Origin of the sequence: Pseudomonas sp. RSB 5.4 (genome assembly GCF_037126175.1) — a bacterium.
GTDB classification, from domain to species: domain Bacteria; phylum Pseudomonadota; class Gammaproteobacteria; order Pseudomonadales; family Pseudomonadaceae; genus Aquipseudomonas; species Aquipseudomonas fluorescens_H.
On the sequence record NZ_CP146986.1, the window covers coordinates 3887105 to 3910000 of the forward strand.

The 22896-nt window shown below is 55.1% G+C and carries 17 protein-coding genes, 4 tRNA genes and 2 rRNA genes (1 of these 23 running past the window's edge); all 23 read right to left on the reverse strand.

The window, feature by feature from the left end; translation table 11 throughout:
- Positions 1–34: 34 nt before the first annotated feature.
- The gene (gene rpsJ, locus V9L13_RS17630; RefSeq protein WP_003186070.1) at positions 35–346 is read right to left on the reverse strand and encodes a 30S ribosomal protein S10; all 312 of its coding nucleotides are present in this window, start codon (positions 344–346) and stop codon (positions 35–37) included.
- Between the two features lie 158 nt (positions 347–504).
- Positions 505–1698: an elongation factor Tu gene (gene tuf, locus V9L13_RS17635; protein ID WP_024164425.1), complete on the reverse strand. Its 1194-nt coding sequence runs from the start codon at positions 1696–1698 to the stop codon at positions 505–507.
- A gap of 31 nt (positions 1699–1729) precedes the next feature.
- The gene (gene fusA / locus V9L13_RS17640; protein ID WP_003228743.1) at positions 1730–3835 is read right to left on the reverse strand and encodes an elongation factor G; all 2106 of its coding nucleotides are present in this window, start codon (positions 3833–3835) and stop codon (positions 1730–1732) included.
- Positions 3836–3865: 30 nt separating this feature from the next.
- A complete protein-coding gene (gene rpsG / locus V9L13_RS17645) occupies positions 3866–4339 on the reverse strand; it encodes a 30S ribosomal protein S7 (protein WP_003228745.1) in 474 nt (157 codons plus the stop codon).
- A gap of 107 nt (positions 4340–4446) precedes the next feature.
- On the reverse strand, positions 4447–4818 hold the full coding sequence (gene rpsL / locus V9L13_RS17650; RefSeq protein ID WP_003186084.1) for a 30S ribosomal protein S12: 372 nt from the start codon (positions 4816–4818) through the stop codon (positions 4447–4449).
- 215 nt (positions 4819–5033) lie between these two features.
- Positions 5034–9233: a DNA-directed RNA polymerase subunit beta' gene (gene rpoC / locus V9L13_RS17655; RefSeq protein ID WP_003228747.1), complete on the reverse strand. Its 4200-nt coding sequence runs from the start codon at positions 9231–9233 to the stop codon at positions 5034–5036.
- Positions 9234–9296: 63 nt separating this feature from the next.
- Positions 9297–13370, reverse strand: a complete 4074-nt coding sequence (gene rpoB / locus V9L13_RS17660; protein ID WP_003228748.1) for a DNA-directed RNA polymerase subunit beta — start codon at positions 13368–13370, stop codon at positions 9297–9299.
- Between the two features lie 221 nt (positions 13371–13591).
- Positions 13592–13957, reverse strand: coding sequence for a 50S ribosomal protein L7/L12 (gene rplL / locus V9L13_RS17665; RefSeq protein WP_003228750.1), 366 nt, complete (start codon positions 13955–13957; stop codon positions 13592–13594).
- A gap of 74 nt (positions 13958–14031) precedes the next feature.
- Entirely contained in the window at positions 14032–14532 is a 501-nt protein-coding gene (gene rplJ, locus V9L13_RS17670) for a 50S ribosomal protein L10 (protein WP_003228752.1), read from the reverse strand.
- Between the two features lie 198 nt (positions 14533–14730).
- On the reverse strand, positions 14731–15426 hold the full coding sequence (gene rplA, locus V9L13_RS17675; RefSeq protein WP_003228754.1) for a 50S ribosomal protein L1: 696 nt from the start codon (positions 15424–15426) through the stop codon (positions 14731–14733).
- Positions 15426–15857, reverse strand: a complete 432-nt coding sequence (rplK, locus tag V9L13_RS17680; RefSeq protein WP_003228756.1) for a 50S ribosomal protein L11 — start codon at positions 15855–15857, stop codon at positions 15426–15428. Before rplK ends, rplA begins: the two co-directional genes overlap by 1 nt.
- A gap of 117 nt (positions 15858–15974) precedes the next feature.
- A complete protein-coding gene (nusG, locus tag V9L13_RS17685) occupies positions 15975–16508 on the reverse strand; it encodes a transcription termination/antitermination protein NusG (RefSeq protein ID WP_025113545.1) in 534 nt (177 codons plus the stop codon).
- A gap of 9 nt (positions 16509–16517) precedes the next feature.
- Positions 16518–16886: a preprotein translocase subunit SecE gene (secE, locus tag V9L13_RS17690; RefSeq protein ID WP_003228759.1), complete on the reverse strand. Its 369-nt coding sequence runs from the start codon at positions 16884–16886 to the stop codon at positions 16518–16520.
- 45 nt (positions 16887–16931) lie between these two features.
- Positions 16932–17007: transfer RNA gene (locus V9L13_RS17695), tRNA-Trp, on the reverse strand.
- 53 nt (positions 17008–17060) lie between these two features.
- Positions 17061–18254 carry an elongation factor Tu gene (gene tuf, locus V9L13_RS17700; RefSeq protein WP_024164425.1) on the reverse strand — a complete coding sequence of 398 codons (1194 nt, stop codon included), beginning with the start codon at positions 18252–18254 and terminating at the stop codon, positions 17061–17063.
- 84 nt (positions 18255–18338) lie between these two features.
- Positions 18339–18414: transfer RNA gene (locus tag V9L13_RS17705), tRNA-Thr, on the reverse strand.
- Positions 18415–18440: 26 nt separating this feature from the next.
- A tRNA-Gly gene (locus V9L13_RS17710) sits at positions 18441–18514 on the reverse strand.
- Positions 18515–18538: 24 nt separating this feature from the next.
- Positions 18539–18623: transfer RNA gene (locus tag V9L13_RS17715), tRNA-Tyr, on the reverse strand.
- 142 nt (positions 18624–18765) lie between these two features.
- Entirely contained in the window at positions 18766–19203 is a 438-nt protein-coding gene (locus tag V9L13_RS17720; RefSeq protein ID WP_338800122.1) for a hypothetical protein, read from the reverse strand.
- A 7-nt stretch (positions 19204–19210) separates the two neighbouring features.
- Positions 19211–19960 (reverse strand): pantothenate kinase, encoded by a 750-nt coding sequence (locus V9L13_RS17725; protein WP_003228764.1) that lies wholly within the window; start codon positions 19958–19960, stop codon positions 19211–19213.
- Positions 19950–20903 carry a bifunctional biotin--[acetyl-CoA-carboxylase] ligase/biotin operon repressor BirA gene (gene birA / locus V9L13_RS17730; protein WP_338800123.1) on the reverse strand — a complete coding sequence of 318 codons (954 nt, stop codon included), beginning with the start codon at positions 20901–20903 and terminating at the stop codon, positions 19950–19952. Before birA ends, V9L13_RS17725 begins: the two co-directional genes overlap by 11 nt.
- A gap of 132 nt (positions 20904–21035) precedes the next feature.
- Positions 21036–21151: ribosomal RNA gene (gene rrf, locus V9L13_RS17735) — 5S ribosomal RNA — on the reverse strand.
- Between the two features lie 155 nt (positions 21152–21306).
- Positions 21307–22896: ribosomal RNA gene (locus V9L13_RS17740) — 23S ribosomal RNA — on the reverse strand (it continues 1302 nt past the right edge of the window).

Genomic DNA, 22896 nt, shown 5'->3' on the forward strand with positions numbered 1-22896 from the left:
CCATTTCAGAGCGTTACACGACCAAGACCGAGTCTTAGCCGAGGCTGATCTGCACTTCCACACCGGCCGCAAGATCAAGCTTCATAAGAGCATCAACGGTTTTATCCGTTGGCTGGACGATGTCCAGAACGCGCTTATGAGTGCGGATTTCGTACTGGTCACGCGCGTCTTTGTTGACGTGCGGGGAAACCAGAACGGTGAACCGCTCTTTACGGGTAGGCAGTGGAATTGGACCACGCACTTGAGCACCAGTACGTTTCGCGGTTTCCACGATTTCCTGGGTTGATTGGTCGATCAGGCGATGGTCAAAAGCCTTCAACCTGATACGGATTTGCTGATTTTGCATTGGATTTCAGACTCCGGCTGCTATTCCCACCGGGCGCAATACGCCCGTTAAAAGGAGGCGCAATTCTATAGACGCCCCAGATAGGTGTCAACCCAATAAAAAAGCCCCCGCTGAGCGGGGGCTTTTTCAATTCATCAGGCAGACTCTATAAAAGAGAATTACTCGATGATTTTGGCTACAACGCCAGCGCCGACGGTACGACCGCCTTCACGGATAGCGAAACGCAGACCGTCTTCCATCGCGATGGTTTTGATCAGGGTAACAGTCATCTGAATGTTGTCACCTGGCATTACCATTTCAACGCCTTCTGGCAGCTCGCAGTTACCAGTCACGTCAGTAGTACGGAAGTAGAACTGTGGACGGTAGCCTTTGAAGAACGGAGTGTGACGACCGCCTTCTTCCTTGCTCAGAACGTAAACTTCTGCGGTGAACTTGGTGTGCGGCTTAACCGAACCTGGCTTGACCAGAACCTGACCACGCTCAACGTCGTCACGCTTGGTACCACGCAGCAGAACGCCGCAGTTCTCGCCAGCACGACCTTCGTCGAGCAGCTTGCGGAACATTTCAACACCGGTGCAGGTGGTGGTGGTGGTGTCGCGCAGACCAACGATTTCCAGTGCATCTTGAACGCGAACGATACCGCGCTCGATACGACCAGTCACAACAGTACCACGACCCGAGATCGAGAATACGTCTTCGATTGGCATCAGGAATGGCTTGTCGATCATACGAACTGGTTCTGGGATGTAGCTGTCCAGAGTTTCAACCAGTTTCTTGACGGCAGTGGTGCCCATCTCGTTGTCGTCTTTGCCTTCCAGCGCCATACGAGCCGAACCGATGATGATTGGAGTGTCATCGCCCGGGAAGTCGTAGGTGGACAGCAGGTCGCGAACTTCCATCTCAACCAGTTCCAGCAGCTCAGCGTCGTCTACCAGGTCAGCCTTGTTCAGGAAAACCACGATGTACGGAACGCCTACCTGACGGGACAGCAGGATGTGCTCACGGGTTTGTGGCATCGGACCATCAGCGGCCGAGCAAACCAGGATAGCGCCGTCCATTTGAGCAGCACCGGTGATCATGTTCTTCACATAGTCAGCGTGACCTGGGCAGTCAACGTGAGCGTAGTGACGGATCAGCGAGTTGTACTCAACGTGTGCGGTGTTGATGGTGATACCGCGAGCTTTTTCTTCTGGAGCGCTGTCGATCTTGTCGAATTCAACTACGGCCGAACCGAAAACTTCGGAGCAGACGCGAGTCAGAGCAGCGGTCAGAGTGGTTTTACCGTGGTCAACGTGACCGATGGTGCCAACGTTGACGTGCGGTAGGGAACGATCAAATTTTTCTTTAGCCACGACAATTAACTCCTAGCCTAAAGGGGCTGAATCAGCCTTGTTTTTTGGTTACGGATTCGACGATGTGCGACGGAGCCGTATCGTATTTTTTGAATTCCATAGAGTAGCTTGCGCGACCCTGAGACATGGAACGAACGTCGGTCGCATAACCGAACATCTCACCCAGTGGAACCTCGGCACGGATAACCTTGCCGGACACTGTGTCTTCCATACCCTGGATCATGCCGCGACGACGGTTAAGGTCGCCCATTACATCACCCATATAGTCTTCAGGCGTAACAACCTCTACCGCCATGATCGGCTCGAGCAACTCACCACCACCCTTCTGGGCCAGTTGCTTGGTCGCCATGGAAGCAGCCACCTTGAACGCCATCTCGTTGGAGTCGACGTCGTGGTAAGAACCATCGAACACGGTAGCCTTCAGGCCGATCAGCGGATAGCCGGCAACAACGCCGTTCTTCATCTGCTCTTCGATACCCTTCTGGATAGCCGGGATGTATTCCTTAGGAACCACACCACCTACTACTTCGTTCACGAATTGCAGACCTTCCTGACCTTCGTCAGCAGGAGCAAAACGGATCCAGCAGTGACCGAACTGGCCACGACCGCCGGACTGGCGAACGAACTTGCCTTCGATTTCGCAGTTCTTCGTGATGCGCTCACGGTACGAAACTTGAGGCTTACCGATGTTGGCTTCGACGTTGAACTCACGGCGCATCCGGTCAACCAGGATGTCCAGGTGCAGCTCGCCCATGCCGGAGATGATCGTCTGACCAGTCTCTTCATCAGTCTTAACGCGGAAAGACGGGTCTTCCTGAGCCAGTTTGCCCAGAGCGATACCCATTTTTTCCTGGTCATCCTTGGTCTTAGGTTCTACGGCAACCGAAATAACCGGCTCCGGGAAGTCCATGCGAACCAGGATGATTGGCTTGTCAGCGTTGCAGAGGGTTTCACCAGTGGTGACGTCCTTCATGCCGATCAGGGCCGCGATGTCGCCAGCGCGTACTTCCTTGATCTCTTCACGGGCGTTTGCGTGCATTTGCACCATACGACCCACGCGCTCTTTTTTACCTTTAACCGAGTTGATCACGCCGTCGCCGGAGTTCAACACGCCCGAGTAAACGCGGACGAAGGTCAAGGTACCCACGAATGGGTCGGTAGCGATTTTGAACGCCAGTGCCGCGAACGGCTCGTCGTCACTTGCGTGACGCTCCATTTCCTCTTCCTCGTTATCAGGGTTGGAACCCTTGATCGCAGGAATGTCGGTTGGAGCAGGCAGGAAGTCGATAACGGCGTCGAGAACCAGGGGAACACCCTTGTTCTTGAACGACGAACCGCACACAGCCAGAACGATTTCGCCAGCGATAGTGCGCTGACGCAGAGCAGCCTTGATCTCTTCGATCGACAGCTCTTCGCCTTCCAGGTACTTGTTCATCAGCTCTTCACTGGCTTCGGCCGCAGCCTCAACCATGTTGCTGCGCCATTCGGTGGCGAGCTCGAGCATGTCCGCAGGGATTTCCTTGCGAACAGGAACCATACCCTTGTCAGAGTCGTTCCAGTAAACAGCCTGCATGTTGATCAGGTCGATCTGGCCCTGGAAGTTATCTTCCGAACCGATAGCCAGTTGAATCGGCACCGGAGTGTGACCCAGACGCTGTTTGATCTGACCGATCACGCGCAGGAAGTTGGCACCAGCACGGTCCATCTTGTTTACGTAAACAAGACGTGGAACGCCGTATTTGTTGGCTTGACGCCATACGGTTTCCGACTGAGGCTCAACACCCGAAGTACCGCAGAATACAACGACAGCGCCGTCGAGTACGCGCAGGGAACGCTCAACTTCAATGGTGAAGTCTACGTGGCCTGGGGTATCGATGACGTTGAAGCGGTGCTCATGCGCATACTGCTTCTCGGAACCTTTCCAGAAGGCGGTGATAGCAGCAGAAGTAATGGTAATACCACGCTCCTGCTCCTGCACCATCCAGTCTGTGGTCGCGGCGCCGTCATGCACCTCGCCCATTTTGTGACTTTTGCCGGTGTAAAAAAGGACGCGCTCGGTGGTGGTGGTTTTACCAGCATCCACGTGAGCGACGATACCGATGTTACGGTAGCGACTAATCGGAGTAGTACGAGCCATAAAGCCCTCGCAAAATTAGTGAAGCTAAAATTAGAAGCGGTAGTGCGAGAAAGCTTTGTTGGCTTCGGCCATACGGTGCACGTCTTCACGCTTCTTAACAGCAGCACCTTTACCTTCAGCAGCATCCAGCAGTTCGCCAGCCAAGCGCAGAGCCATAGACTTCTCGCCACGCTTACGGGCGAAGTCTACCAACCAGCGCATTGCCAGAGCGTTACGGCGGGAAGGACGAACCTCGACCGGAACCTGGTAAGTAGCACCACCAACGCGGCGCGACTTCACTTCGACCAGCGGAGCGATGGCGTCGAGTGCTTTTTCGAAGAGTTCCAGGGGATCGGTGCCGGCCTTACGAGCCTTCACGGTTTCCAGGGCACCATAAACGATACGCTCGGCAACGGCTTTCTTGCCGCTTTCCATAACGTGGTTCATGAATTTGGCGAGGATCTGGCTTCCGTATTTCGGATCGTCCAGAATCTCACGCTTTGCTGCTACGCGACGTCTTGGCATGATAAGCCCTCAAGCGGTCTTCAGGTTAGTTCGGGACAGATCCAGTGGATGCAAGCCCGACCTTACTCTTATCGACTCAATAAAATGAAAATCTGCAAAACGACCGATTACTTCGGACGCTTGGTACCGTACTTCGAACGACCCTGGTTACGGCCTTTAACGCCGGAAGTATCCAAGGAGCCGCGAACGGTGTGGTAACGAACACCTGGCAAGTCTTTTACACGACCGCCGCGGATCAGTACCACGCTGTGCTCTTGCAGGTTGTGGCCTTCACCACCGATGTACGAGGAAACCTCGAAACCGTTGGTCAGACGCACACGGCATACTTTACGCAGTGCCGAGTTAGGTTTTTTCGGCGTAGTGGTGTACACACGGGTGCACACGCCACGACGTTGCGGGCAGTTCTGCAGCGCAGGCACGTCGGATTTCTCGACGATACGCTTACGCGGCTGACGTACCAGCTGGTTGATAGTTGCCATCTACTAGCTCCACTGTTGTCTTGCGACGCTATTGTCTTGCAAGAAAAGCAAAATGGCAGGAACGGATTCCCGCCAAATTTAGGGGATCAAGAGTCTAAAGAGGATCTTGTCCCCAGTCAAGGCAAGGCCCCGACCTCCCCGCCCGTCGAACCTTGACAATTTGTCTCGATTCGACGAACGGAGCGATCAGGGCCTCAGCTTATTTACCGCAGAACTCAGTTACCGCTCGAGTTCAGCGCTTCGGTCAGTGCAGCTTCCACTTCACTGGCGCTTACGCGCAACGGCTTGTCTGCATCACGGCGACGCTTGCGCTCGCTGTGATAAGCCAGACCGGTACCGGCCGGGATCAGACGACCCACAACCACGTTTTCTTTCAGGCCGCGCAGGTAATCGCGCTTGCCGGTGACTGCCGCTTCGGTCAGTACGCGAGTGGTTTCCTGGAAGGAAGCCGCCGAGATGAACGATTCGGTGGACAACGACGCCTTGGTGATACCCAGCAGAACGCGGGTGAACTTGGAGACAAACTTGTCTTCCGCGCTCAGACGCTCGTTCTCTACCAGGACGTGAGTCAGTTCCATCTGGTCGCCCTTGATGAAGCTGGAATCGCCGGACTCGGAGATCTCAACTTTACGCAGCATCTGACGCAGGATGGTCTCGATGTGCTTGTCGTTGATCTTCACGCCTTGCAGACGGTAAACGTCCTGGATCTCGTTCACGATGTACTTGGCCAGCGCGCTCACACCCAGCAGACGCAGGATGTCGTGTGGATCGCTTGGACCGTCGGAGATAACTTCGCCGCGGTTTACCTGTTCGCCTTCGAACACGTTCAGGTGACGCCACTTCGGAATCAGCTCTTCGTACGGATCGCTACCGTCGTTCGGGGTAATGACCAGACGGCGCTTGCCCTTGGTCTCTTTACCGAACGCGATGGTGCCGCTGACTTCAGCCAGAATCGACGCTTCCTTCGGACGACGAGCTTCGAACAGGTCGGCAACACGCGGCAGACCACCGGTGATGTCACGAGTCTTCGAAGTTTCTTGCGGGATACGAGCGATAACATCACCGATCGCGATCTTCGCACCGTCCGCCACACCGACCAGGGCGTTGGCTGGCAGGAAGTACTGAGCGATAACGTCAGTGCCTGGCAGCAACAGATCCTTGCCGTTGTCGTCGACCATCTTCACGGCTGGACGGATTTCCTTGCCCGCAGCTGGACGATCTTTCGCGTCGAGTACTTCAATGTTGGTCATACCGGTCAATTCGTCAGTCTGACGCTTGATCGTGATGCCTTCTTCCATGCCCACGTAGGTCACGGTACCTTTCATTTCGGTAACGATCGGGTGAGTGTGCGGGTCCCACTTGGCCACGATTGCGCCAGCGTCGACCTTGTCACCTTCTTTAACCGAAATCACGGCACCGTACGGCAGCTTGTAACGCTCGCGCTCACGACCGAAGTCATCAGCGATTGCCAGCTCACCGGAACGGGACACAGCAACCAGGTGGCCATCCACACGCTCAACGTGTTTCAGGTTATGCAGACGGACGGTACCGCCATTCTTCACCTGAACGCTGTCGGCTGCAGAAGTACGGCTTGCCGCACCACCGATGTGGAACGTACGCATCGTCAGCTGGGTACCCGGCTCACCGATGGACTGGGCAGCGATAACGCCGACCGCTTCACCGATGTTCACCTGGTGACCACGCGCCAGATCACGGCCGTAGCACTTGGCGCAAATGCCATAGCGGGTTTCGCAGCTGATCGGCGAACGCACGATCACTTCGTCGATGCTGTTCAGCTCGATGAACTCGACCCACTTCTCGTCTACCAGAGTACCGGCAGGAACGATGACGTCCTCGGTGCCTGGCTTGAATACGTCACGGGCAATAACACGACCCAATACGCGCTCACCCAACGGCTCTACAACGTCACCGCCTTCAATGTGCGGAGTCATCAGCAGACCGTGTTCGGTGCCGCAATCGATCTCGGTTACAACCAGATCCTGCGCCACGTCTACCAGACGACGAGTCAGGTAACCGGAGTTCGCGGTTTTCAACGCGGTATCCGCCAGACCTTTACGAGCACCGTGAGTCGAGATGAAGTACTGGAGTACGCTCAGACCTTCACGGAAGTTCGCAGTAATCGGCGTTTCAATGATGGAACCGTCCGGCTTGGCCATCAGACCACGCATACCGGCCAGCTGACGAATCTGTGCTGCGGAACCCCGCGCACCCGAGTCGGCCATCATGTACATCGAGTTGAAGGACTCTTGGTCGACTTCATTGCCGTGACGGTCGATGACTTTCTCTTTCGAGAGGTTGGCCATCATCGCCTTGGAAACTTCGTCGTTCGCCTTCGACCAAAGGTCGATCACTTTGTTGTACTTCTCGCCCTGGGTTACCAGGCCGGAGGCGTACTGGCTCTCGATCTCTTTCACTTCGTCGGTGGCTGCACCGATGATGCGGGCTTTTTCGTCCGGGATAACGAAGTCGTTAACGCCGATGGAAACGCCGGAGATGGTCGAGTAAGCGAAACCGGTGTACATCAACTGGTCAGCGAAGATCACGGTCTCTTTCAGACCAACCACGCGGTAGCACTGGTTGATCAGCTTGGAGATCGCCTTTTTCTTCATCGGCAGGTTGACGACGTCGTACGACAGACCTTTTGGCACAACCTGGAACAGCAGCGCACGGCCGACGGTGGTGTCGACGATACGGGTACCGCTCACGCTGTTGCCGTCACGGTCGTTGACGGTTTCGTTGATACGAACCTTGACCTTGGCGTGCAGTGCGGCTTCGCCGGCACGGAACACACGGTCAACTTCCTGCAGATCCGCGAATACGCGACCTTCGCCCTTGGCGTTGATCGCTTCACGAGTCATGTAGTACAGACCCAATACAACGTCCTGCGACGGAACGATGATTGGCTCACCGTTGGCTGGCGACAGAATGTTGTTGGTCGACATCATCAACGCACGCGCTTCGAGCTGGGCTTCCAGCGTCAGCGGTACGTGCACGGCCATTTGGTCGCCGTCGAAGTCGGCGTTGTACGCGGCGCAGACCAGAGGGTGCAGCTGGATAGCCTTACCTTCGATCAGTACCGGTTCAAACGCCTGGATACCCAGACGGTGAAGGGTCGGTGCACGGTTGAGAAGAACCGGGTGTTCGCGAATCACTTCAGCGAGAACGTCCCAAACCTCTGGCAGTTCGCGCTCGACCATTTTCTTGGCCGCTTTGATGGTGGTCGCGAGACCACGCATTTCCAGCTTGCCGAAAATGAACGGTTTGAACAGCTCGAGAGCCATCTTCTTCGGCAGACCGCACTGGTGCAGACGCAGGGTCGGACCTACGGTAATTACCGAACGACCGGAGTAGTCAACACGCTTACCGAGCAAGTTCTGACGGAAACGACCTTGCTTACCCTTGATCATGTCAGCCAGGGATTTCAGAGGACGCTTGTTCGAACCGGTGATAGCGCGGCCACGACGACCGTTGTCGAGCAGGGCATCGACAGCTTCCTGCAACATACGCTTTTCGTTGCGCACGATGATGTCCGGAGCGGACAGATCCAGCAGGCGCTTCAAACGGTTGTTACGGTTGATCACTCGACGATACAGATCGTTGAGGTCGGAAGTCGCGAAGCGACCGCCATCCAGCGGGACCAGTGGACGCAGATCTGGCGGCAGAACCGGCAGAACGGTCAGCACCATCCACTCTGGCAGGTTGCCGGAACCCTGGAAGGCTTCCATCAACTTCAGACGCTTGGACAGCTTCTTGATCTTGGTTTCCGAGTTGGTTTGCGGAATCTCTTCGCGCAGACGGCCAATCTCGTGCTCCAGGTCGATAGCGTGCAGCAGTTCACGGACAGCTTCTGCACCCATGCGGGCGTCGAAGTCGTCACCGAACTCTTCCAGCGCTTCGAAGTACTGCTCATCGTTCAGCAGCTGACCTTTTTCAAGGGTGGTCATGCCCGGGTCGATAACGACATAGCTCTCGAAGTAGAGAACGCGTTCGATATCACGCAGGGTCATGTCCATCAGCAGGCCGATACGGGACGGCAGCGATTTCAGGAACCAGATGTGGGCAACCGGCGAAGCCAGTTCGATGTGCGCCATGCGCTCACGACGAACCTTGGCCAGTGCAACTTCAACGCCGCACTTCTCGCAGATCACACCACGGTGCTTCAAGCGCTTGTACTTACCGCACAGGCACTCGTAATCCTTTACCGGGCCAAAGATCTTGGCGCAGAACAGACCGTCACGCTCAGGTTTGAACGTACGGTAGTTGATGGTTTCCGGCTTTTTAACTTCACCGAACGACCACGAGCGGATCATCTCAGGCGAGGCCAATCCGATACGGATGGCGTCGAACTCTTCGACTTGACCCTGGTTTTTCAGCAAATTCAGTAGGTCTTTCAAGGCCTTTCCTCCTGGCGGAGCAGAGAGCGGGCAATCCTGCCCCGCTCTCGATCGCGTCACGTGTTATTCGGTTTCCAGATCGATATCGATGCCGAGGGAACGAATTTCCTTGATCAACACGTTGAAGGACTCGGGCATGCCCGGCTCCATACGGTGATCGCCATCCACGATGTTTTTGTACATCTTGGTACGGCCGTTCACATCGTCCGACTTCACTGTGAGCATTTCTTGCAGAGTGTATGCAGCACCGTATGCTTCCAGTGCCCAGACCTCCATCTCCCCGAAACGCTGACCACCGAACTGTGCCTTACCACCCAGCGGCTGCTGAGTAACCAGGCTGTACGAACCGGTAGAACGCGCGTGCATCTTGTCGTCTACCAAGTGGTTCAGCTTCAGCATGTACATGTAGCCAACGGTAACTGGACGCTCGAACTTGTTGCCGGTACGGCCATCAGTCAGCTGCATCTGGCCGCTTTCCGGCAGGTCTGCCAGTTTCAGCATGGCCTTGATTTCGCTTTCCTTGGCACCGTCGAACACTGGAGTGGCCATTGGAACGCCGCCACGCAGGTTCTTCGCCAGATCCAGGATTTCCTGATCGGAGAAGCTGTCCAGATCTTCGTTACGACCGCCGATCTGGTTGTAGATCTCGTCCAGGAAGGTGCGCAGTTCAGCAACTTTACGCTGCTCTTCGACCATCCGGTTGATCTTCTCGCCCAGACCTTTGGCCGCGAGGCCCAGGTGGGTTTCAAGGATCTGACCAACGTTCATACGCGAAGGTACGCCCAGCGGGTTGAGAACGACGTCGACCGGGGTGCCATTGGCATCGTGCGGCATGTCTTCAACCGGCATGATCACGGAGACCACACCTTTGTTACCGTGACGACCGGCCATCTTGTCGCCCGGCTGGATGCGACGACGGATTGCCAGGTAAACCTTGACGATTTTCAGCACGCCTGGAGCCAGGTCATCGCCCTGCTGCAGTTTGCGCTTCTTGTCTTCGAACTTGTCGTCCAGCAGACGGCGGCGATCAACGATGTAGGCCTGAGCCTTCTCGAGCTGCTCGTTCAGAGCATCTTCAGCCATGCGCAGTTTGAACCACTGACCATGCTCAAGACCGTCGAGAACTTCGTCGGTGATGTCCTGACCTTTCTTCAGACCGGCGCCGCCTTCAGCCTTGTGGCCTACCAGAGCGGAGCGCAGACGTTCGAAGGTCGCGCCTTCAACGATACGGAACTCTTCGTTCAGATCCTTGCGGATCTCGTCCAGCTGGGACTTCTCGATCGACAGTGCACGAGCATCACGCTCAACGCCGTCGCGGGTGAAGACCTGTACGTCGATGACAGTACCCTTGGTACCGGTAGGTACACGCAGAGAGGTGTCTTTAACGTCGCTGGCTTTTTCACCGAAGATCGCACGCAGCAGTTTTTCTTCCGGAGTCAGTTGGGTCTCGCCTTTCGGAGTGACCTTACCTACCAGGATGTCGCCTGCGCCGACTTCAGCACCTACGTAAACGATACCGGCTTCGTCCAGCTTGTTCAGTGCAGCTTCACCCACGTTCGGGATGTCTGCAGTGATTTCCTCTGGGCCAAGCTTGGTGTCACGGGCCACACAGGTCAGTTCCTGAATGTGGATCGTGGTGAAGCGGTCTTCCTGAACCACACGCTCGGACAGGCAGATGGAGTCTTCGAAGTTGAAGCCGTTCCATGCCATGAACGCAATGCGCATGTTCTGACCCAGTGCCAGTTCACCCATGTCGGTGGACGGGCCGTCGGCCATGATGTCGCTACGCTGAACGCGATCACCCTTTCTCACCAGCGGACGCTGGTTGATGCAGGTGTTCTGGTTCGAGCGGGTGTATTTGGTCAGGTTGTAGATGTCGACACCAGCTTCACCGGTTTCAACTTCGTCATCGGCAACACGAACCACGATACGGCTGGCATCAACAGAGTCGATCACGCCGCCACGACGAGCCACGACGCAAACGCCGGAGTCGCGAGCCACGTTACGCTCCATGCCGGTACCTACCAGCGGCTTGTCAGCGCGCAGGGTTGGTACAGCTTGACGCTGCATGTTCGAACCCATCAACGCACGGTTGGCGTCGTCGTGCTCGAGGAACGGAATCAGCGACGCTGCAACCGAAACTACCTGCTTCGGCGATACGTCCATCAGGGTGACGTCTTCCGGCGCCTTGACGGTGAATTCGTTCAGGTGACGTACGGCTACCAGTTCGTCGATCAGGACTTTCTGGTCGTTCATGGTCGCCGAAGCCTGCGCGATCACGTGATCGGCTTCTTCAATGGCGGACAGGAACACGATCTCGTCAGTGACCACACCCTCTTTCACCACGCGGTACGGGCTTTCCAGGAAGCCGTACTGGTTGGTGCGGGCATAAGCAGCCAGGGAGTTGATCAGACCGATGTTCGGACCTTCCGGCGTTTCAATCGGGCAGACACGACCGTAGTGAGTCGGGTGTACGTCACGGACTTCAAAGCCTGCGCGCTCACGAGTCAGACCGCCAGGGCCGAGTGCAGAGACACGACGCTTGTGGGTGATCTCGGACAGCGGGTTGTTCTGGTCCATGAACTGCGAGAGCTGGCTGGAACCGAAGAACTCTTTCACCGCCGCAGCCACTGGCTTGGCGTTGATCAGGTCTTGCGGCATCAGGCCTTCGCTTTCAGCCATCGACAGACGCTCTTTGACCGCACGCTCAACACGTACCAGACCAACGCGGAACTGGTTCTCGGCCATTTCGCCTACGCAGCGAACACGACGGTTACCCAGGTGGTCGATGTCATCGACGATGCCTTTACCGTTACGGATGTCGACCAGAGTCTTCAGTACCGCGACGATGTCTTCCTTGCACAGCACGCCCGAACCTTCGATCTCGGTACGACCGATACGACGGTTGAACTTCATCCGGCCGACCGCAGACAGGTCATAGCGCTCAGGGCTGAAGAACAGGTTGTTGAACAGGGTTTCGGCAGCGTCTTTCGTTGGCGGCTCGCCTGGACGCATCATGCGATAGATCTCGACCAGCGCTTCCAATTGGTTGCTGGTGGAGTCGATCTTCAGCGTGTCGGAGACGAACGGACCGCAGTCGATGTCGTTGGTGTATAGAGTTTCGATACGAACGACGCCGGCCTTGGCGATTTTCGCCAGGACTTCAGTCGACAGTTCGGTGTTGCACTCTGCCAGGATTTCGCCGGTGGCCGGATGCACGATGACCTTGGCGGTGGTGCGACCCAGGACGTAGTCCAGAGGCACATCCAGCTCTTTGATCCCGGCTTTTTCCAGCTGGTTGATGTGGCGGGCAGTAATACGACGGCCCTGCTCGACAATAACCTTGCCTTTATCGTCCTGGATATCGAGGACAGCCACTTCACCGCGCAGACGCTGAGGCACCAGTTCCAGGCTCAGACCTTCGCCTTTAACGTGGAATACGTTGGTGGTGTAGAACGCGTCGAGCACTTCTTCGGTGGTGTAGCCGAGCGCGCGCAGCAATACCGAGGCCGGCAGCTTGCGACGACGGTCGATACGCACGAACACGCAGTCTTTCGGGTCGAACTCAAAGTCCAGCCACGAACCGCGGTAAGGGATGATGCGCGCGGAGTAAAGCAGTTTGCCGGAGCTGTGCGTCTTGCCGCGGTCGTGGTCGAAGAACACGCCCGGGGAACGGTGCAGCTGGGAAACGATAACACGCTCGGTACCGTTGATTACGAAGGTACCGTTCTCAGTCATCAATGGGATTTCGCCCATGTAGACTTCTTGCTCTTTGATGTCCTTGATCGCTTTGTTCGACGATTCTTTGTCGAAAATGATCAGGCGCACTTTTACCCGCAAAGGTACGGCGAAAGTTACACCGCGCAATACGCATTCTTTGACATCAAATGCCGGTTCGCCCAGGCGATAACCGACGTACTCCAGCGCAGCATTGCCGGAGTAGCTGATGATCGGGAAAACGGATTTGAAGGCCGCATGCAGGCCCACGTCGCGGAACTGATCTTTAGTCGCTCCCGCTTGCAAGAATTCACGATACGAATCCAGCTGGATGGCCAGGAGGTACGGCACATCCATGACGTCCGGCAACTTGCTAAAGTCCTTGCGGATACGTTTTTTCTCAGTATATGAGTAAGCCATCAGCGTTCCCCAGCTTGGTCACCTGCTTGTTTGGCCCCTCCCGACGGGAGCAGCCAGAAAATCGTGCAAACCCCATGGTTTGCGCCACCGCATCGGGTGGTTACAGCACCTTTATCAGCACCGACCCAGTCGGCTGCCAATAACGGAAAAAGGCCGGTGGCAAGAGCCACCAGCCATCAGCCTGTCGCTTGACGCTCGGGCTGGAGGAGCAAAGTCGATACTTATTTCAGTTCGACTTTAGCGCCTGCTTCTTCCAGCTTCTTCTTAGCGTCTTCAGCAGCTTCTTTCGAAACGCCTTCAGCTACAACCTGAGGAGCGCCGTCTACTTTCTCTTTGGCTTCTTTCAGGCCCAGACCAGTCAGTTCACGAACTGCCTTGATCACGTTAACCTTCTTCTCGCCAGCTTCCAGCAGAACAACGTTGAACTCGGTTTGCTCTTCAACAACAGCGGCAGCAGCAGCTGGACCAGCCGAAGCGGCAGCAGCGGTAACGCCGAAGGTTTCTTCCATCGCTTTGATCAGCTCAACGATTTCCACTACGGATTTCTGGCCGATTGCTTCGATGATTTGTTCGTTAGTCAGAGACATGACTCAATTCCTGAATTGGGGGACGGCCTACGCGACCATCGAAATAAACAAAAAACGCGAGAAGTTGACGAGCCTTAGGCTGCAGCAGCTTCTTTCTGGTCGCGAATTGCCGCCAGAGTACGAGCCAATTTGCTGGTAGCGCCTTGAATCACGCTCATCAGCTGAGAAATTGCTTCGTCACGGGTCGGCAGAGTTGCCAGTACGTCGATCTGATTAGCTGCGAGGAACTTGCCCTCGAACGCAGCTGCCTTGATCTCGAACTTGTCCTGACCCTTGGCAAACTCTTTGAAGATACGGGCAGCAGCGCCCGGATGTTCGTTCGAGAATGCAATCAGGGTCGGGCCGGTGAACACGTCGTTGAGAACACTGTATTCAGTGTCAGCAACAGCGCGCTTGAGCAGGGTGTTACGTACAACACGTACGTAAACGCCAGCTTCACGAGCCTCTTTACGGAGTCCGGTCATTGCGCCTACTGTTACGCCACGTGCATCAACCACGACAGCGGACAGAGCGACTTTGGCAGCCTCGTTGACTTCAGCGACGATGGCCTTCTTGTCTTCGAGATTAATTGCCACGGGTTTAACTCCTGCTTGTTACCGTTTCACTCGATCGAAACCGAATGTCGTTTTGGTGTCTGATTCGGTAAGGAACCGGGAGCACCATCTGCGTAGGCTTGTGGTTTAAGGCTTGCGCCGCCTACGGTCTTGGATAGCCCCCGCCAGGCAGGGACCCCAATCTTTCAATTGGCGCGAATAATCGCACCAACCTTTGTCTTACGCGTCCAGCGAGCTCTGGTCGATAACCAGACCTGGGCCCATAGTGGTGCTCAGGGTGACGCGCTTGACGTAAATACCTTTCGAGGAAGCCGGCTTGATACGCTTCAGATCAGCGATCAGGGCTTCAACGTTTTCCTTCAGCTTGACGGCATCGAAGCCGATCTTGCCAACGGAGGTGTGGATGATGCCGTTTTTGTCGGTGCGATAACGAACCTGACCAGCCTTGGCGTTTTTAACCGCGGTGGCTACGTCTGGAGTTACGGTGCCGACTTTCGGGTTAGGCATCAGGCCACGTGGACCGAGGATCTGACCCAGTTGACCTACAACGCGCATGGCATCCGGGGATGCGATCACTACGTCATAGTTCAGGTCGCCGCCTTTCATTTCGGCAGCCAGGTCGTCCATACCTACACGGTCAGCGCCGGCAGCCAGAGCGGCCTCAGCAGCTGGACCCTGGGTGAACACAGCAACGCGAACGGTCTTGCCAGTGCCGTGTGGCAGCACAGTAGCGCTACGAACAACCTGGTCGGATTTACGCGGGTCTACACCCAGGTTTACAGCAACGTCGAACGACTCGCTGAACTTGACAGTCGACAGCTCAGCCAGCAGAGCAGCAGCGTCTACAATGTTGTAGGCCTTGCCTGCTTCGATTTTGCCGGCGATAGCCTTTTGACGCTTGGTCAGCTTAGCCATTACACACCCTCCACGTTAAGGCCCATGCTACGAGCAGAACCGGCGATAGTACGCACGGCTGCATCCATATCAGCTGCAGTCAGATCCGCGTTTTTGGTTTTCGCGATTTCTTCCAGCTGAGCACGGGTAACAGTGCCAACCTTAACGGTGTTCGGACGAGCGGAACCGCTGGTCAGACCGGCCGCCTTCTTCAGCAGAACCGAAGCAGGGGTGGATTTGGTTTCGAAAGTGAAGCTACGGTCGCTGTAGACAGTGATGATCACTGGAGTCGGCAGACCTGCTTCAAGACCCTGAGTACGGGCGTTGAAAGCCTTGCAGAATTCCATGATGTTCACGCCGTGCTGACCCAGAGCAGGACCAACAGGTGGGCTTGGGTTAGCCTGAGCGGCCTTCACTTGCAGCTTGATGTAAGCGGTAATCTTCTTGGCCATGAGGCACTCCAATTACGGGTTCGAACGCCTCGAAAGGCTCCCCGGTTACTTGCGCGTTTATCCCAGTGACGACAAAACCCCACAGCCTAGGGCTGCGGGGTTGGGATGCTTGTTCAGCTAGACCTTTTCGACCTGACTGAACTCCAACTCTACCGGGGTAGAGCGACCGAAAATAAGCACTGCCACCTGGACACGGCTCTTTTCGTAGTTAACTTCTTCGACAGTGCCGTTAAAGTCAGCGAATGGGCCGTCAGTAACACGAACCACCTCACCCGGCTCAAACAGAGTCTTCGGCTTCGGCTTATCGCTACCATCGGCCACGCGACGCAGAATGGCTTCCGCCTCTTTGTCGGTGATTGGAGCGGGCTTGTCGGCGGTACCGCCAATGAAGCCCATCACCCGAGGAGTATCCTTGACCAAGTGCCAAGTACCCTCGTTCATATCCATCTGTACCAGCACATAACCTGGGAAGAACTTGCGTTCGCTTTTGCGCTTCTGGCCATTACGCATTTCAACCACTTCTTCAGTGGGAACCAGAATTTCGCCGAAGCCATCTTCCATGCCAGCCAGCTTTACGCGCTCAATCAGCGAGCGCATGACATGCTTCTCGTAACCCGAGTAAGCATGCACAACGTACCAACGCTTAGCCACGGGACACCCTTAGCCGACAATCAAGGAAACAAGCCAGCCGAGCAGGGAGTCAACACCCCACAACAGCAACGCCATAACGATAACCACAGCAACAACGATCAACGTTGTCTGCGTGGTTTCCTGGCGAGTTGGCCATACGACTTTACGAATCTCGGTGCGAGCTTCCTTAACCAGTACAAAGAACGACTTGCCCTTTGCGGTCTGCAGGCCTACAAAGGCAGCTACAGCAGCAATTACGAGCAAAGCGAGTACACGGTACAGGATCGGCGAAGCAGCGTAATACTGATTGCCAACAACGCCAACAATCACCAAAGCAACTACTACAAGCCACTTGAGCAGATCGAAGCGAGAGCCTTGAGCTTCAGCCTTAGGAGTCATCTATGAAGATCCTGTGAAAAGAAAGCCAGACACACCGAGTGAATCTGGCAGGTCAGGAGGGAATCGAACCCCCAACCTACGGTTTTGGAGACCGTCGCTCTGCCAATTGAGCTACTGACCTAAAACAAAATCAGGCCGACCATTATGCCGGCCCGAAAAATACATTACAACCGCTTATTCGATGATTTTAGCTACGACGCCAGCGCCGACGGTACGACCGCCTTCACGGATAGCGAAACGCAGACCGTCTTCCATCGCGATGGTTTTGATCAGGGTAACAGTCATCTGAATGTTGTCACCTGGCATTACCATTTCAACGCCTTCTGGCAGCTCGCAGTTACCAGTCACGTCAGTAGTACGGAAGTAGAACTGTGGACGGTAGCCCTTGAAGAACGGAGTGTGACGACCGCCTTCTTCCTTGCTCAGAACGTAAACTTCTGCGGTGAACTTGGTGTGCGGCTTAACCGAACCTGGCTTGACCAGAACCTGACCACGCTCAACGTCGTCACGCTTGGTACCACGCAGCAGAACGCCGCAGTTCTCGCCAGCACGACCTTCGTCGAGCAGCTTGCGGAACATTTCAACACCGGTGCAGGTGGTGGTGGTGGTGTCGCGCAGACCAACGATTTCCAGTGCATCTTGAACGCGAACGATACCGCGCTCGATACGACCAGTCACAACAGTACCACGACCCGAGATCGAGAATACGTCTTCGATTGGCATCAGGAATGGCTTGTCGATCATACGAACTGGTTCTGGGATGTAGCTGTCCAGAGTTTCAACCAGTTTCTTGACGGCAGTGGTGCCCATCTCGTTGTCGTCTTTGCCTTCCAGCGCCATACGAGCCGAACCGATGATGATTGGAGTGTCATCGCCCGGGAAGTCGTAGGTGGACAGCAGGTCGCGAACTTCCATCTCAACCAGTTCCAGCAGCTCAGCGTCGTCTACCAGGTCAGCCTTGTTCAGGAAAACCACGATGTACGGAACGCCTACCTGACGGGACAGCAGGATGTGCTCACGGGTTTGTGGCATCGGACCATCAGCGGCCGAGCAAACCAGGATAGCGCCGTCCATTTGAGCAGCACCGGTGATCATGTTCTTCACATAGTCAGCGTGACCTGGGCAGTCAACGTGAGCGTAGTGACGGATCAGCGAGTTGTACTCAACGTGTGCGGTGTTGATGGTGATACCGCGAGCTTTTTCTTCTGGAGCGCTGTCGATCTTGTCGAATTCAACTACGGCCGAACCGAAAACTTCGGAGCAGACGCGAGTCAGAGCAGCGGTCAGAGTGGTTTTACCGTGGTCAACGTGACCAATGGTCCCTACGTTGACGTGGGGCAGGGAACGATCAAATTTTTCCTTAGCCATCGATAACACCCTCAACAGAAGAATTAGACGAACGATATCTACCATTAAAACAAAGGCAGATATTTTCATATCTGCCTTGTTATATGGAGCTCTTGAGCGGATTTGAACCGCTGACCTCACCCTTACCAAGGGTGTGCTCTACCAACTGAGCTACAAGAGCGTAACACTTTGCACAACCTGCAAACTTGGAGCGGGTAGCGGGAATCGAACCCGCATCATCAGCTTGGAAGGCTGAGGTTCTACCACTAAACTATACCCGCGGAGCTTGCAGCTCACGCTAAAAATGGTGGAGGGGGAAGGATTCGAACCTTCGAAGTCGTAGACGTCAGATTTACAGTCTGATCCCTTTGGCCGCTCGGGAACCCCTCCTAAGCGAGCCGGCATTCTATACTATGCCGACCTTCTGTCAAGCATTTTCTCATTAAAAACCTGAGGTTAGCTGCATTGACACTGCTCCGCTTTGACAACCTGTTTAGGTGTTCGCTGTGGAGCGGGCGCCATTCTATGCAAACTATTCCAGCGGTGCAACCCCTTCACACAGCATTATTTTATGTTTTAACTCATTGAATTCCTTGGAAAGGTTCTGCAACTGCACATCCCCCAATAAACGCTGGCTTTCGGGCGCAATGCGCAACCAGTAACCAGGCTCAGGGAGATCCTTTTGCAATGGTTGAGCCTTCACATTCATGGCCACCAGCCGCTGCTGCAGTCCGGAAACGCCCTCCTCGCGACTGAAACCGCCCAAGAACAGACAATCCTGTCCGGCGCGGCGCGCGCCCGGCACTTCTCGGGAGTCACCACCAGCTTCGCTCAGCAAGCGAATGTCTTGCTGAGATCCACGGTACATGCTGAGAGGCGTGACATCTTTTGCACGCAAGGGCGCTTCCTGCTGATGCCAGACGTAATAGAACACATTGAGTACAACAAGCAGCAGGAACAACCAACGCATACAAACCTCAAGATAAAGGACACGCCATGGCCAGCCCTACAAACACCAGGTCAGGAACAATCCGAGCATCAGGCACGACGTCCGCAACCAATCCAGCGTCGCCACCTGTAATAAAGACGGTGAATCCCTCCCCCCAATAGGATCGAGCCATTTCCATTTGGGTCAGGACAAATCCTCTCAACATCAAGGAGCATCCACGCTCCACCGCCTCGACAGTGCTCCGCCCCGGGGCATGACTCGTCAAAGCTCGCTCAGCGGCCAAATCTCCGTAACGGATATTCCGGGTGTGAGTGCGCAACTGATTACGCATCAATGGCATCCCAGGGCAAATAAAACCGCCGAGATGCTCCCCTTCAGCATTAATAAAATCCGCCGTCACAGCAGTGCCGAAATCCAGAATCAGACAGGCGCCTGCAGCCAGGTGAAAACCACCAAGCATCGCCAACCAGCGATCCAGCCCCAGACGCTCATAGTCGTCATAGCCATTCCTGACACCAGACATTTCACTGGCCGACTTGGCACACACGACCGAAACGCCGAACGTCTGCTCAAGAGTCCGACTGAGCGCGGCCGTTTCTTCACCGGTTCTGACACTGACCAAGCGACATTTGCGCAGCAATAGGCCGTCAAATGCACGCAGGCTATCCACCAGCGCTTGATCCGAGTCGACCACGCCTTCCGCGAAAAGACCTCCAGCCGCAGTACTCAATACGCGCCACTTGATAAAGCTGTTCCCACAGTCGAGCTCAAGAATCATCACGCAACCTCAGGCTGAGCTCACCACCACTAAATACTTTTTCCACGCCATCCACCATCAGGCGCAACGCACCTTGACCATCAATGCCGAGCACTACACCTTCTATATGACTAACGCCGGCAATCAAAGAAACCGGTCGACCCTGCCACATATGCCCCTTCTCCCACTCCTCCTGGAGCGCCGAAAAGCCATCGACCTGATGGCGCTGGATATAGCCGCGCAGTTGCTCGCTCAGCTCAGCCACCAAGACGTTGCGATCACAACTTTTGCCTGTCTCCAGCCGTATCGATGTCCATTGCTGGTCAACCTCATCAGCAATCTGCATGTTTACATTGATGCCTATACCCAACACCACATGGCATACATCTGCTGGATCACCTACAAGCTCGAGGAGGATACCGGCGATTTTCTTGTTTCCAACCAGCACGTCGTTGGGCCACTTCAATCCAGCGCCCGACACGCTCAGCTTTCGCAGGGTATGCATAACCGCCAAACCGACCACCAGACTCAAGCCCTCAAGCTGGCGCATGCCACCTTCGATGCGCAGGACAAGGCTGTAATAGAGATTTTCAGCAAAGGGGCTTACCCACTTACGCCCCCTGCGGCCACGACCAGAAATCTGCCGCTCTGCCAATACCAGGAACGGTGCCACTCGACCTTGATTGATCGCGCGTAGCGCTTCTGCATTGGTGGAATCAATGGAATCAAAGACTGTAATTGGCCAAACCGGTGCCAAGGCACCAATTTTGAGAGGATCGAGCAGCGTCAAGGGCGCAGCCAGCTGATAGCCTCTGCCCCGCACTTTGTTAATGGACAACCCGAGTTCAGCCTCAAGATGCTGAAGCTGCTTCCATACCGCACTCCGACTGATACCCAAGGCAAGCCCGAGAGCCTCGCCAGAATGGAATCGACCATCCTTCAAAAGATTCAACAACGTCAGCATGCAGGTCTCGCCTCACAATGAGGCCCGAATAATAGCCATGAGCCGGGCGATTGCATAGAAATCAAGCAAACCACTTTCCTGCGGGCAAAACAAAACCCCAACTGCTTTCGCAATTGGGGTTTCGGAATTTAATCTTGACGATGACCTACTCTCACATGGGGAAACCCCACACTACCATCGGCGATGCATCGTTTCACTTCTGAGTTCGGGATGGGATCAGGTGGTTCCAACGCTCTATGGTCGTCAAGAAATTCGGGTACTGACTCGCGACCTGTTGGCCTCGCTTCAGCAAATCGGGTATGTGATACAGGTGTCTTGTGAGCATCGCGAACTTTCGGTTCATTGCGTCTTCACACACCGCAATCTGATGCTCTTTCGAGTAGTCAAATTGCTTGGGTGTTATATGGTCAAGCCTCACGGGCAATTAGTATTGGTTAGCTCAACGCCTCACAGCGCTTACACACCCAACCTATCAACGTCGTAGTCTTCGACGGCCCTTCAGGGAACTCAAGGTTCCAGTGAGATCTCATCTTGAGGCAAGTTTCCCGCTTAGATGCTTTCAGCGGTTATCTTTCCCGAACATAGCTACCCGGCAATGCCACTGGCGTGACAACCGGAACACCAGAGGTTCGTCCACTCCGGTCCTCTCGTACTAGGAGCAGCCCCTCTCAAATCTCAAACGTCCACGGCAGATAGGGACCGAACTGTCTCACGACGTTCTAAACCCAGCTCGCGTACCACTTTAAATGGCGAACAGCCATACCCTTGGGACCGGCTTCAGCCCCAGGATGTGATGAGCCGACATCGAGGTGCCAAACACCGCCGTCGATATGAACTCTTGGGCGGTATCAGCCTGTTATCCCCGGAGTACCTTTTATCCGTTGAGCGATGGCCCTTCCATACAGAACCACCGGATCACTAAGACCTACTTTCGTACCTGCTCGACGTGTCTGTCTCGCAGTCAAGCGCGCTTTTGCCTTTATACTCTACGACCGATTTCCGACCGGTCTGAGCGCACCTTCGTACTCCTCCGTTACTCTTTAGGAGGAGACCGCCCCAGTCAAACTACCCACCATACACTGTCCTCGATCCGGATAACGGACCTGAGTTAGAACCTCAAAGTTGCCAGGGTGGTATTTCAAGGATGGCTCCACGCGAACTGGCGTCCACGCTTCAAAGCCTCCCACCTATCCTACACAAGCAAATTCAAAGTCCAGTGCAAAGCTATAGTAAAGGTTCACGGGGTCTTTCCGTCTAGCCGCGGATACACTGCATCTTCACAGCGATTTCAATTTCACTGAGTCTCGGGTGGAGACAGCGCCGCCATCGTTACGCCATTCGTGCAGGTCGGAACTTACCCGACAAGGAATTTCGCTACCTTAGGACCGTTATAGTTACGGCCGCCGTTTACCGGGGCTTCGATCAAGAGCTTCGCGTTAGCTAACCCCATCAATTAACCTTCCGGCACCGGGCAGGCGTCACACCCTATACGTCCACTTTCGTGTTTGCAGAGTGCTGTGTTTTTAATAAACAGTCGCAGCGGCCTGGTATCTTCGACCGGCATGAGCTTACGGAGCAAGTCCTTCACCCTCACCGGCGCACCTTCTCCCGAAGTTACGGTGCCATTTTGCCTAGTTCCTTCACCCGAGTTCTCTCAAGCGCCTTGGTATTCTCTACCCAACCACCTGTGTCGGTTTGGGGTACGGTTCCTGGTTACCTGAAGCTTAGAAGCTTTTCTTGGAAGCATGGCATCAACCACTTCGTCACCCAAAGGGTAACTCGTCATCAGCTCTCGGCCTTAAGATCCCGGATTTACCTAAGATCTCAGCCTACCACCTTAAACTTGGACAACCAACGCCAAGCTGGCCTAGCCTTCTCCGTCCCTCCATCGCAATAACCAGAAGTACAGGAATATTAACCTGTTTTCCATCGACTACGCTTTTCAGCCTCGCCTTAGGGACCGACTAACCCTGCGTCGATTAACGTTGCGCAG